This is a genomic window from Nocardia sp. NPDC051321, assembly GCF_044455225.1.
In the GTDB taxonomy this organism is placed as follows: domain Bacteria; phylum Actinomycetota; class Actinomycetes; order Mycobacteriales; family Mycobacteriaceae; genus Nocardia.
This window is the reverse complement of record NZ_JBITEM010000004.1, coordinates 91725-104232: the sequence shown is the minus strand read 5'-3', so window position 1 is coordinate 104232 and position 12508 is coordinate 91725. Positions and strand designations below refer to the sequence as shown.

Below are 12508 nucleotides of genomic sequence, written 5' to 3'. Positions count from 1 at the left end.
CCCCGATCCGAAGACCAGAGGCCCTATCCAACCATTACCCGTCAGGGTGACGAAATACGCCGTGCCCCTGACGTGTCCGGCTTTCGCTCAGGACGGAACAACCACAACATGCCGGTTCGGCTCGACGCCCTCGCTCTCGCTGGCGACACCGTCGATCACCGACACAGCGTCGTGCACGATCTTGCGCTCGAACGGCGTCATGGGGGACAGCGACTCCGGCGCACCGGATTCCAGCACCCGCTGCGCGGCAGCGGTGCCGAGCGCGCTGAGGTCTTCCCGGCGCTTGGCGCGCCAGCCGGCCACGTCGAGCATCAGCCTGCTGCGCACGCCGGTGGCCTGTTGCACCGCCAGCCGAGTCAGCTCCTGTAGCGCGTCGAGCGTTTCGCCGTTGCGCCCCACCAGCTTTGACAGATCCCGGCCACCGTCGATGCTCACGATGGCGCGGTCGCCCTCGACGTCCAGATCGATGTCGCCGTCGAAGTCGAGCACGTCGAGCAGCTGCTCGAGGTAGTCGCCCGCGATCTCGCCCTCTTCGATCAGGGCTTCCTCGGCATCGTTCACGACATCGTCGGCGTCCGTTCCGGCGTTCACCATCGTCGTCGCCACTGTGGCGTCCCCTCCGTCGGTCTCAACTGTCATTTGATTTCCTTCATCTGCTCATCGCGCTCGCCGTGCGCTCGCCGCCGACGGTGCGCGATCAAGGGGTTGCTCAGCGTGGTGGCCGGCCGACCACCGAAATGCGATCAGCGACGGCGCTTTTGGTTCGCCCTGCCGCGGTTGCCGCCCGGTCGCTTCTGGCCACCCGGCCTGCGCTGTCCCGTGGCCTTGCCGGTGGTCTTGGCGGTCCCGTTGGTCGAGGGCGGAGCGTCGACGGCATCCACCGCGGTGTCCACGGCATCCTCGAGGGCATCGGCCGTCGGCTTCTTGCGCGTATTAACCGGTTTGGCACCGGGTTTCGGCGCATTCTGCGCGCGCTGCTCCAGCTTGGCCTGCTTCTTCTCTTCCGCTTCGCGCTCCATGCGGCCGAAGACGAGATGCTGCTGCCCGTAGGTCCAGATGTTATTGGAGACCCAGTACAGGAGGATGGCGATCGGCAGGAACGGACCACCGACGAGCACACCGAGCGGGAAGACCCAGAGCGCGAGCTTGTTCATCATCGCGGCCTGCGGGTTGGCGGCCGCCTCCGGCGTCTGCCTGGCCACCGAGGCGCGGGCGTTGAAGTGGGTCGCCAGACCGGCGATGATCATCAACGGGATCGCGACGACGGCGATGCTGACCTTGTTCGGCAGCCCGAGGCCGTCGATGGCGAAGGCGCGCAGCTCGGAGTCGGGGATGGTGATGAAGGACGAGATCGGCGCGCCGAAGAGGCGGGCGCTCAGGAACGACTGCACGTCGGCCGCGTTGAACACGTAGTTCGGCGTGTTCGCGTTCTGGTCGATCGACATGGCGAGCTGACCGAAACCGTGACCGGTCCGGTTGAACGAGCGCAGCACATGGAACAAACCGAGGAACACCGGAACCTGCGCGAGGATCGGCAGGCAGCCCATCAGCGGGTTGAAGCCGTGATCCTTCTGCAGCTTCTGCATCTCGGTCGCCATCTTCTGGCGATCGTTCTTGTACTTCTTCTGCAGCTCCTTGATTTGAGGCTGCAGCTCCTGCATCTGCTTGGTGGTGCGTACCTGCTTCACGAACGGCTTGTAGAGCAGCACACGCAACGTGAACACCAGGAACACGACGGCGAGTGCCCAGGCGATGCCGCTGTCTTTGCCGAGACCGGGCACCAACGAGAACGCCCGGTGCCAGAACCACAAGATCCAGGACACCGGATAATAAATGAAGTCGAGCACGGCTCTATGCACTCCCGTCGTTCGTATCGCCGATCACCGCGCGCGGTGATCCTTTCCAAGCGTTCGGCTCCGACACCGGGTCGGCCTGCAGGTTGGCTTCCTGCGGCGCCGGATCGGTGGCTGCCACGGTCCCGGGCGCGGTGCGAACGGTGCTTCGCTTCCGCTCCGGAACGGGGTCCCACCCACCAGGGTGCCAGGGTGCACATTTGGCCAGTCGCACGGCTGCCAATCCGAGGCCGATGAACAGCCCGCGCGTGCGCAACGCGGTGACCGCGTACTCGCTGCAGGTCGGGGTGAAACGGCACACCGGCATGCGGGTGGGGGAGACATAGGCCCGATACAACTCGATCAGAAAGATCAGTGCGTTGGCCGGTAGCCGACCGATCTTCGCGGTGCGGCTCATGCTGATCCGACACTTGCCGCGCCCGTCGACCCGACACCGAGCTTGCGGATGGCGGCACGCAGCTGACGCAGCAGTTCCTCCGAGGAGGCGGCTGCGGCACCGGGCAGCGCGCGGATCACGATGTCGGCGTCGGCAGGCAGCTCGGGGACTATCTGGAGGCACATATGACGCAGGCGGCGGGCCACACGGTGTCGAATCACCGCGTTGCCCACCGCCTTGCTGACGATCAGTCCGAAGCGTGGCCCGCCTACGCGGACCACCGGCTCGGCTGGATCCCCATGCACGTCCATGACTCCGTCGTACCCGTGGGTGAGCACGTGTACGACGAGATCTCGCCTCCCGATTCGCTGGCCGCGGCGCACCGTCCGGGAGAAGTCGGCACGATGATGCAACCGATACGGCTCAGGCAACACCCGAGCGTCCGCGGAGGATCAGGCAGTGAGTTCGGCGCGGCCCTTGCGGCGACGCGCCGAAACGATGGCGCGACCCGCACGGGTACGCATCCGGAGACGGAAGCCGTGCACGCGCGCCCGACGACGGTTGTTCGGCTGGAACGTCCGCTTGCCCTTGGCCACGGTCAACACTCCTCGAGTCAGTGGGCACCAGTTAGTGCCCGAAGCTTTTTCGGTGAAACAGGTATTCGCGATGAATCGCAAGGTCTGGTCATCATCGGCGCGTCGGTCTTGGCGCACAGTCGGTCGATCACGACCTACACGCGGTCAGCACAAGACCGCCACCGCACCAAAGGGTGACTGTACGAGGGTACTGATCGCCTCGGAACGGGTCAAACTCGCCCCACCCGACCGGCCTCGGAGGTCCGACCTGCACGAACCGTTCGGCCCCATCCCGAAGCTGTGCATATCACGGTCAGACCCTGTGGACATCGGCGTGAGTTCGTCCACACCCCTAGCCACGCCCGAACGGATCAGCAACCTACGTTGCCGAAGGGTTGCTACACAAGTGCAGGTCAGAGCGTTATGAACGGCGCGTGCAACCGCATTTCACAACTCCCCAGGGTTCTCCACATCTGTGGATAATTGTGTGGAAAGACCCCTGGAGTGGCATATTCGTAGGGCCGACGGTGCCACGCCGCCGCCCGGAATGGGGATCTGGGCAGCGTCCGAACCGGTTACGGAAGTACGCAGGATCACGGTACCGACCCGAGCATGGTCGTCACCACTGCCTCCCCGCGTGCCCCGGCCGTCTGCTCCTATCGACCTACTTCCGGGGAGGAAACTGCATGGACGACGAGCAGAACGTGTTGGCCACGGTGTGGCCCGAGGTAGTTGCCGAGCTGACCACCGGCTCACCGGACGGTGCCATTCCGCCCGTGACCAGAGCACAGCAGGCCTGGCTGAAACTGGTCAAGCCGCTGACGGTGGCGCAGGGTTTCGCCCTGCTCTCGGTGCCTTCCTCGTTGGCTCAGGAGGCCATCGAACGCGATCTGCGCGAGCCGATCCTGCGGTCACTGGCCCGGCGCCTCGGTCCTCAGGTGGAGGGACTCGGCGTGCGCATCGCCGCCCCGACCGCCCCGAACAACGAGCGGACCAGCAGTAACCCCAGGCATGCCCGGATGACGAGCATGCCAGAACGGCCGCGGAACAACGGACCCCGCGACGGCGGACCTCGCGACAGTGGACCACGGGACAACGGACCCCGCGACGGCGATCCCCGCGACAACGGACGCGGCCAGGGCGGTTATCCCGGCGACTACCAAGGCCGCGACGAATACCAGCAACCGCGCTACGCCCAGTCCAACGACTACCCCCAGTCCAACGACTACGCTCCGGCCCCCAGCTACAACGGCGGATCCGACTACTCCGACAGCGAGTACACACCGGACTACGCCGCCGCCGGCGAGTATGACCGCCAGGACTACGCCCGCGACGAATACCAGGGCCGCGACGAATACCCGGCCCAGGCCGAAATGCAGGCCGCCCCGAGGCACGAACCCGCACAACGCCGCGACCAGGGCCTACCCCCGCGCCGCGAATCGATCCCGCCCGGCCAGGAGTCCCTGTTCACACCCGACCCCGGCCCAGCGGCGATGCGCGCTCCGGTCCGCGCGCCGGTGCGCGAGGCCGCGGAATCCGACGACCAAGGCATGGCGGCCGCGCACGAGCCGGCCCGCGACTCCGATAGGTCGGTTCGCGACTCCGAGAGATCGGTCCGGGAATCCGAGAGCCCGCGCGCCGACCGCGACGACGAGCCCGTGGTCAACGCCCGCAACTCCTGGCCGACCTACTTCACCAAGTCGCAGGAGAGCGCGGCGCCGTCGAGCTCCTCCGCCAGCCTGAACGCGAAGTACACCTTCGAGACGTTCGTGATCGGCGCGTCCAACCGCTTCGCACACGCGGCCGCGGTCGCCATCGCGGAAGCACCCGCCCGCGCCTACAACCCCTTATTCGTCTGGGGCGCTTCAGGTTTGGGCAAGACGCACCTACTACACGCGGCGGGCCACTACGCCCAGCGGCTGTTCCCAGGCATGCGGGTGAAGTACGTCTCGACCGAAGAGTTCACCAACGACTTCATCAACAGCCTGCGGGACGACCGCAAGGTGGCGTTCAAACGCCGCTACCGCGAGACCGACATCCTGCTGGTCGACGACATTCAGTTCATCGAGGGCAAGGAAGGCATCCAGGAGGAGTTCTTCCACACCTTCAACACCCTGCACAACGCCAACAAGCAGATCGTCGTCTCCTCGGATCGCCCGCCCAAACAGCTGGCAACGCTGGAGGAACGGCTGCGGACCAGGTTCGAATGGGGCCTGATCACCGACGTGCAGCCGCCCGAGCTGGAGACGCGCATCGCCATTCTGCGCAAGAAGGCTCGGATGGACCGCCTCGATGTGCCGCACGACGTGATGGAACTGATCGCCACCAGGGTGGAACGCAATATCCGCGAGCTGGAGGGTGCGCTGATCCGGGTCACCGCGTTCGCGTCGCTGAACGGTCAGCCGCTGGATCTGCCGCTGGCCGAGGTGGTGCTGCGCGATCTGATGCCCGATACCGCGGCGTTGGAGATCAACGCGGCGACGATCATGGCCGTCACCGCCGAGTACTTCAACACCACGCTCGAGGAGCTGACCGGGCCGGGCAAGGCGCGACCGCTGGCGCAGGCCAGGCAGATCGCCATGTATCTGTGCCGTGAGCTGACCGATCTGTCGCTGCCGAAGATCGGCCAGGCGTTCGGCCGCGACCACACCACGGTGATGTACGCGGAGAAAAAGATCCGCAAGGAGATGACCGAACGCCGCCGGGTCTATGACCAGGTGCAAGAACTAACAGCCCGAATCAAGCAACGCTCGCGCTGAGTTTCACTAACACCCCAGCACCGCCCCTGACCTGGGGCGGTGCTTTTTTGTGGCCTGTGGATTCCTCGAGGAATCCTTGTGGAGTCCTCGAGGAAACAGCTAGTTGTGCACCGGTTGGCTAACAGGTGTGGGGATGAGCTTCGCGGCGTTCGCTAACAGGGTCTTATCCCCAGCATCCCCAGGCGATCTTGCGCACAGGCGGTGACCAGCGCGGCAGTCGGTCAAGGGGGTGGGGAATCCTCGAGGAGTCCATGTGGAGTCCTCGAGGATTCCTCGAGTTGTCCACGCATCGGTACACACGTGTGAACAACCGGGTGAATTCGGTGGAACAACTCGAGGAGCACTCGAGGATGAATGTGGGACAACTTCGGAACTCCACAGACGCCGCTCGTTCATCCTCGAGACACCCCGCGGCCATCCCCACGGCACCACGCACGCTGACCTGCGGATTCGGCCTTGGTCCACAGATTCCACAGTGCCTACTACTACTTCAGTTCTTCTCCTAGAAGAACCTTCTTTAAAACAGGTGTGTGGAAAGTCGGGTTGAGGAGAGTCACGACTCGAACCGCTCTCGTCCACAGGCAAGGAGGAGAGCCGGAGCAGATCCTGGATCGACACTTGGGTCACCGGACTCGGTCCAAAGCTTCGGTCCTCGAAACCGGTCAACTGATCTCGCAAGCACATGGGTAACTTCCCGAGTACGGGCTAACTCGCTACGAACGTCACCGCCGGTCGTCAACGTCACCGCTACCGCACCTAGGTCCGGCCTCAAGACTCGGAGAGGCGGTCTAGCGGGTCGGGCTAGGCCACAGCTCATGTCGCGGGTACGGTTTGGTGTCGGTCGCCTGTGCCACACTTTCCATGGCGGTCGATCCACATCCTGCGCGAATCAACGTTGAACGAGCCGACAGGCTTGGAGGACGAATGTCCGGCCACCGCATAACAGCTCACGGAACTGGGAGAGGACAGATCGGGCGATGGAGCTTGCAAGCATGAAGTTTCGGGTCGCCCGAGAGGACTTCGCGGAATCCGTTGCCTGGGTGGCACGTAGCCTCCCGTCCCGGCCGCCGGTCCCGGTGCTCGGTGGCGTGTTGCTCGTTGCCGACGAGGGCGGGCTCACCGTCTCCGGGTTCGACTACGAGGTCTCCGCGCAGATGCGTGTCGCCGCCGAGGTCGCCGGTCCCGGCGAGGTACTGGTCTCCGGCAGGCTGCTCGCCGACATCACCAAGTCGCTGTCGAACAAGCCGGTGGACGTGTCCGTCGACGGCACTCGCGTGCTGATCGCCTGTGGCAGCGCCAAGTTCTCGCTGCCAACCATGCCGGTCGAGGACTATCCCCAGCTTCCCGAGGTGCCGCAGCAGACCGGCGAGCTCAGCGTCGACGTGTTCGCCAATGCGGTCGGCCAGGTCGCCGTCGCGGCGGGCCGCGACGACACGCTGCCGATGCTCACCGGCATCCGCGTCGAGATCGAGGGCGCCAAGGTGGTGCTCGCGGCCACCGACCGATTCCGGCTCGCGGTCCGGCACATCGAGTGGTCGCCCGCCGACGCCGCCATCGAGACCTCGGTGCTCATTCCGGCGCGGACGCTGTCCGAGGCCGCCAAGACGCTCGGCGCTTCCGATGCGCCCGTGCAGCTTTCGCTCGGTACCGGTGCGGGTTCGGACGGTCTGCTCGGCATTGTGAACGCGGGCCGCCGGACCACCACACGCCTGCTCGATGCCGAATTCCCCAAGTTCCGTCAGCTGCTGCCGAAGGAACACACCTCGATCGCCACCCTCCAGGTGTCCGTGCTGACCGAGGCCATCAAGCGCGTCGCGCTGGTCGCCGAGCGTGGCGCCCAGGTGCGGCTGGAGTTCTCCACCGAGGGCCTGCTGCTGTCCGCGGGCGGTGACGACGCCGGCCGCGCCGAGGAATGGCTGGAGGCCGACTTCCGCGGCGAATCGCTGACCATCGCGTTCAACCCCGGCTACCTGATCGACGGCCTGTCGGCGCTGCACGCCGAGCGGGTCACCTTCGGGTTCACCACGCCGAGCCGTCCCGCGGTGCTGTTGCCTGCCGTCGAGGACGAGCCGAAGGTGCTCGAGTCGGGTGCGTTCGCGGCCCTGGACAGCCCGTACACCTACCTGTTGATGCCGGTCCGGCTGCCGGGCTGAACGCCTGTGCACGACCGCGATCCGAGTTCGGTCACTGCCGCGGTGGCCACGAAACCGGTAGCGTCGCTGCGGGATTCGGTGGCCAGGCGGTCGAGCTCGGCAGCATTCATGCACAGGTCATCCACACACTGTGGTTGGGCGTCAACGGTTTCGGTGCTCGCGCCGAGGCGTTGCGCACAACTCCGGATGGCTGAACTCGCGCAGGTAGGGGCCAGGTAGCGGATGTTCATCCGAACACTGTCGCTGCGTGACTTCCGCTCCTGGGAACACGCGGAACTCGAATTATCCCCAGGCCGAACGGTTTTCCTCGGCTCGAACGGCAACGGCAAGACCAACCTGCTCGAGGCGATCGGCTACCTGGCCACCCTCGGCTCGCATCGAGTCGCCGCCGACGCCCCGCTGATCAGGATCGGCGCGGACAAGGCACGAATCGGCGCGTCCGTCGTCAACAGCGGCCGCGAACTACGCATCGACATCGAGCTGAACCAGGGCACCGCCAACCGTGCGCAGATCAACCGCTCGCCGGCGCGGCGACCACGGGAGATCCTCGGCATCCTGCAGACGGTGCTGTTCGCTCCCGAGGATCTCACACTGGTGCGCGGCGATCCGGGCGAGCGGCGGCGCTTCATGGACGAGCTGTGCACCGCCCGCCTGCCCAGGCTCGCCGCCGTCCGCGGCGATTACGACCGGGTGCTGCGTCAACGCTCGGCATTGTTGAAAACCGCTGGGCGGCAAGCGAGATCGCGGGCGGACCTGGGCACCCTCGATGTGTGGGACGGTCACTTGGCCACCCACGCCTCGGTGCTGCTGACGTACCGGCTACGCCTGGTGCACGATCTGTACCCGTACCTCGCCCAGGCTTATTCGTCGATCGCTCCCGAATCTCGCCCTGCCACAATCGCTTACCGCAGCGCGACGCTGCCGCCCGAATTCCTGGACCCCGCAAGGGAACCCCAGCCGGACGACACCGAAGCGCTGGAAGCGATCATGCTGCGCGAGCTCGCCGCGGCGCGGCCGAAGGAACTGGAGCGCGGTGTCTGCCTGGTCGGCCCGCACCGCGACGAGCTCGAACTGAACCTCGGCGCGGCACCGGCCAAGGGTTTCGCCAGTCACGGCGAATCGTGGTCGTTCGCGTTGGCGCTACGCCTCGGCGCGTTCGAGTTGTTGCGTGCTACCGGATCCGAACCCGTGCTGCTGCTCGACGACGTGTTCGCCGAACTCGACCGCCGCCGTCGCACCGCCCTCGCGGCCGTCGCGGCGGGCGCGGAACAGGTGTTGATCACCGCCGCGGTCCCGGAGGACGTGCCTGCCGAACTCGCCGCCGTGCCGCTGCGAGTGGAAACCAGCGGCGGACCGGACGGGCGGACCTCCCGGATCGCCGAGCCCGCCTCGCCGTCACCGTGACATTCGCGTTCGCACTGTGACGTATGCACAGAAAAGCATGGTTATCAACAGGGCCTGTGGAGAACTGAGACGTCTTTCGCGGCGCCCGAGGCAGCTCTGTTTTGTCGGTGCCCTGTCGTAGAGTGACCTTCTGGCCGCGCGACATGAGAGGAGCCTGGTGACCGATCAAAAAGGCGCCGAACCGGCAGGGCAAGAGCCGGAGTTGCGCGGAGTCGATCTGGCCAGGCGGGCGCTCGAGGAGGCCCGCGCGGCGGCGAAGGCGAGTGGAAAGTCCGTCGGACAGGGGCGATCCTCCCCGCAACGCAAGTTGCGGACGGGGGCCCGCCGCCGCAGCGGTTGGTCGGGGGCTGGGCCGGACGCGCGTGATCCCCAACTGTTCGGCAAGCTGACCGGGTCGCTCGCGAAGAACCGCGGCTGGTCCACCAAGGTCGCCGAAGGAATGGTGTTCGGCCGCTGGGCCGGCGTCGTCGGGGAGGACATCGCCACGCACGCCACCCCGGTGACCCTGAAGGACAACGTGCTGAGCATCGCGGCCGAATCCACCGCGTGGGCAACCCAATTGCGGATGTTGCAGAGCCAGATCCTGGCGAAGATCAACGCCGCGGTCGGGCCCGGCGTGGTGACGTCGCTGAAGATCACCGGCCCCGCGGCACCCAGCTGGCGCAAGGGCGAACGTCACGTGCGCGGCCGCGGGCCGCGCGATACCTACGGGTAAGCCGACCGCCGTTCCACGTGAAACCGGGTATCGGTATCGCTCGATGCGCCAACCGATTTCAAGTAGTAGCTGGACCTTGCCGACAGCAGCTCGATGGCCTGCACCGCACCGCGGCCGAATCCATGGCGACGTAGCCCCGCCTCGGATAATTGATCTCCCGCGCTGTTCACAGGCCGATCCGTCATCTGGAGCGGGCCACGCGCATGATCCCGCAAGGCCTGTTAGTAACTTGTCGGCTACGTCCGACGAGCCCGAAATACGGGCATACCGACCGGTGGCTGCCCGCCAGCTGGGCGGCCCATCTATCCGTACGGCCCGAATCCTCCCAGAGGCGAGCTAAAGTCTCGAAGGGCAGAACAGACTCGCGACAATCCGATTTCTCGCATTCACGGAGCCGTCAGGGGTGTCGTAGGTGCACTGTAGGTTGGGTGTACCAGTAGGATGGTGACGTAACCAGCGGCGATCACCTTCGGTGCGTCCCGCACAGCCCGCGTGGCCCTGTATTTCTCGAGCAGTCATAGCCAGGGACCAACGCGTGCTGTGCAGTGCCTCGCCAGGAGGATCAGCAAGTAAGGAGAGCTACCGACCAGTGGCTGCCAACGACTCCAACGCATCGGGCTCGACCAACGCTAACTCGGGCAAGGCGGATTACGGCGCCTCGTCCATCACGGTCCTCGAGGGACTCGAGGCGGTCCGCAAGCGTCCCGGCATGTACATCGGTTCCACCGGTGAGCGTGGCCTGCACCACTTGATCTGGGAGGTGGTCGACAACTCCGTCGACGAGGCGATGGCCGGATACGCCTCCAAGGTCGAGGTCACCCTGCTCGCCGACGGCGGCGTCGAGGTGGTCGACGACGGCCGAGGCATTCCGGTGGCCATGCACGCGCAGGGCGTCCCGACCATCGAAGTGGTCATGACCCAGCTGCACGCGGGCGGCAAGTTCGACTCCGACTCCTACGCGGTGTCCGGCGGTCTGCACGGCGTCGGTATCTCCGTGGTCAACGCGCTGTCCTCCCAGCTAGAGGCGGAGATCGACCGCGACGGCTTCCACTGGACCCAGACGTACAAGGACTCGGTTCCCGGCAAGCTGCTGCAAGGCGACGCGTCCAAGAAGACCGGCACCACGATCCGCTTCTGGGCCGACCCCAACATCTTCGAGACCACCACCTACAACTTCGAGACGGTGGCCAGGCGGCTGCAGGAGATGGCGTTCCTGAACAAGGGACTCACCATCACCCTCACCGACGAGCGCGTCACCGATGCCGAGATCACCGACGAGGTGGTCAGCGAGACGGCCGACGCGCCGAAGCACGCGGAGTCCGAAGACGTCGCCGCGCCGGTCGAACACAAGGTGAAGAAGCGCACCTACCACTACCCGGGTGGTCTGGAGGACTTCGTCCGTCACATCAACCGGACCAAGCAGCCGATCCACAACTCGGTCGTCGGCTTCACCGGCAAGGGCACCGGCCACGAGCTCGAGGTCGCCATGCAGTGGAACTCGGGTTACTCCGAGTCCGTGCACACCTTCGCCAACACCATCAACACCCACGAGGGCGGCACCCACGAAGAGGGCTTCCGCGCGGCGCTCACCACGGTGGTCAACAAGTACGCCAAGGACAAGAAGCTCCTCAAGGAAAAAGACGGCAACCTCACCGGTGACGACATCCGCGAGGGCCTGGCCGCCATCGTCAGCGTCAAGGTCTCCGAGCCGCAGTTCGAGGGCCAGACCAAGACCAAGCTCGGCAACACCGAGGTCAAGTCGTTCGTGCAGAAGGCGTGCAACGAGCACCTCTCGCACTGGTTCGAGGCCAACCCGGCCGACGCGAAGACCATCGTGAACAAGGCGGTCTCCTCGGCCCAGGCCCGCGTCGCCGCACGTAAGGCCAGGGAGTTGGTGCGCCGCAAGAGCGCGACCGACCTGGGTGGACTGCCGGGCAAGCTGGCCGACTGCCGGTCCAAGGATCCGAGCAAATCCGAGATCTACATCGTCGAGGGCGACTCCGCCGGTGGCTCGGCCAAGTCCGGGCGCGACTCGATGTACCAGGCGATCCTGCCGCTGCGCGGAAAGATCATCAACGTCGAGAAGGCGCGGATCGATCGCGTCCTCAAGAACAACGAAGTCCAGTCGATCATCACCGCGTTCGGCACCGGCATCCACGACGAGTTCGATATCGCCAAGCTGCGCTATCACAAGATCGTGCTGATGGCCGACGCCGACGTCGACGGCCAGCACATCGCGACGCTGCTGTTGACGCTGCTGTTCCGGTTCATGCGCCCGCTGGTCGAACAGGGCCACGTGTATCTCGCGCAGCCGCCGCTGTACAAGCTCAAGTGGCAGCGCAGCGATCCGGAGTTCGCCTACTCCGACCGCGAGCGCGACGGCCTGCTCGAGGCGGGTCTCGCGTCGGGCAAGAAGATCAACAAGGAAGACGGCGTCCAGCGCTACAAGGGTCTCGGCGAAATGAACGCCAAGGAACTGTGGGAGACCACGATGGACCCCTCGGTACGCGTGCTCAAGCTGGTCACCCTGGACGACGCGGCCGCGGCCGACGAGCTGTTCAGCGTGCTGATGGGCGAGGACGTAGAGGCCCGCCGCAGCTTTATCACCCGTAATGCCAAGGACGTTCGCTTCCTCGACGTATAAGCCGGTGCGCGTGCCCACCTCACCGCAAC

The 12508-nt window shown here is 65.8% G+C and carries 10 protein-coding genes; 5 read left to right on the top strand and 5 right to left on the bottom strand.

The annotated features are described in order from the left end of the window. Positions 1-87: 87 nt before the first annotated feature. The 5 genes from ACIA8C_RS10155 to rpmH form a co-directional block, all read right to left on the bottom strand. Positions 88-639 (bottom strand): protein jag, encoded by a 552-nt coding sequence (locus tag ACIA8C_RS10155; RefSeq protein WP_379283167.1) that lies wholly within the window; start codon positions 637-639, stop codon positions 88-90. 104 nt (positions 640-743) lie between these two features. Then, on the bottom strand, positions 744-1847 hold the full coding sequence (gene yidC, locus ACIA8C_RS10150) for a membrane protein insertase YidC (protein WP_396994912.1): 1104 nt from the start codon (positions 1845-1847) through the stop codon (positions 744-746). Between the two features lie 4 nt (positions 1848-1851). Continuing rightward, complete coding sequence (gene yidD, locus ACIA8C_RS10145) at positions 1852-2250, bottom strand: membrane protein insertion efficiency factor YidD (RefSeq protein WP_397133010.1); 399 nt, start codon at positions 2248-2250, stop codon at positions 1852-1854. Then, the gene (gene rnpA, locus ACIA8C_RS10140; RefSeq protein WP_397133008.1) at positions 2247-2663 is read right to left on the bottom strand and encodes a ribonuclease P protein component; all 417 of its coding nucleotides are present in this window, start codon (positions 2661-2663) and stop codon (positions 2247-2249) included. Before rnpA ends, yidD begins: the two co-directional genes overlap by 4 nt. Positions 2664-2681: 18 nt before the next feature. Then, complete coding sequence (gene rpmH / locus ACIA8C_RS10135; RefSeq protein ID WP_005516618.1) at positions 2682-2825, bottom strand: 50S ribosomal protein L34; 144 nt, start codon at positions 2823-2825, stop codon at positions 2682-2684. A gap of 665 nt (positions 2826-3490) precedes the next feature. Here rpmH and dnaA point away from each other — a divergent pair. From dnaA to gyrB, 5 genes are all read left to right on the top strand, one after another. Then, positions 3491-5563 carry a chromosomal replication initiator protein DnaA gene (gene dnaA / locus ACIA8C_RS10130; protein WP_397133006.1) on the top strand — a complete coding sequence of 691 codons (2073 nt, stop codon included), beginning with the start codon at positions 3491-3493 and terminating at the stop codon, positions 5561-5563. A gap of 977 nt (positions 5564-6540) precedes the next feature. Next, positions 6541-7716 (top strand): DNA polymerase III subunit beta, encoded by a 1176-nt coding sequence (gene dnaN, locus ACIA8C_RS10125; RefSeq protein WP_397133004.1) that lies wholly within the window; start codon positions 6541-6543, stop codon positions 7714-7716. A gap of 222 nt (positions 7717-7938) precedes the next feature. Further along, entirely contained in the window at positions 7939-9120 is a 1182-nt protein-coding gene (gene recF / locus ACIA8C_RS10120) for a DNA replication/repair protein RecF (protein ID WP_397133002.1), read from the top strand. Between the two features lie 154 nt (positions 9121-9274). Then, positions 9275-9835, top strand: a complete 561-nt coding sequence (locus ACIA8C_RS10115; protein ID WP_397133788.1) for a DUF721 family protein — start codon at positions 9275-9277, stop codon at positions 9833-9835. Positions 9836-10424: 589 nt separating this feature from the next. After that, positions 10425-12479 (top strand): DNA topoisomerase (ATP-hydrolyzing) subunit B, encoded by a 2055-nt coding sequence (gene gyrB / locus ACIA8C_RS10110; protein WP_397133000.1) that lies wholly within the window; start codon positions 10425-10427, stop codon positions 12477-12479. Positions 12480-12508: the final 29 nt, after the last annotated feature.

What these genes read in the sequence shown, in the direction of transcription:
- dnaA (WP_397133006.1), top strand. Translation starts at nt 3,491, where the DNA reads ATGGACGACGAGCAGAACGTGTTGGCCACGGTGTGGCCCGAGGTAGTT.
- dnaN (WP_397133004.1), top strand. Translation starts at nt 6,541, where the DNA reads ATGGAGCTTGCAAGCATGAAGTTTCGGGTCGCCCGAGAGGACTTCGCG.
- recF (WP_397133002.1), top strand. Translation starts at nt 7,939, where the DNA reads ATGTTCATCCGAACACTGTCGCTGCGTGACTTCCGCTCCTGGGAACAC.
- yidD (WP_397133010.1), bottom strand. Translation starts at nt 2,250, where the DNA reads ATGAGCCGCACCGCGAAGATCGGTCGGCTACCGGCCAACGCACTGATC.
- ACIA8C_RS10155 (WP_379283167.1), bottom strand. Translation starts at nt 639, where the DNA reads ATGACAGTTGAGACCGACGGAGGGGACGCCACAGTGGCGACGACGATG.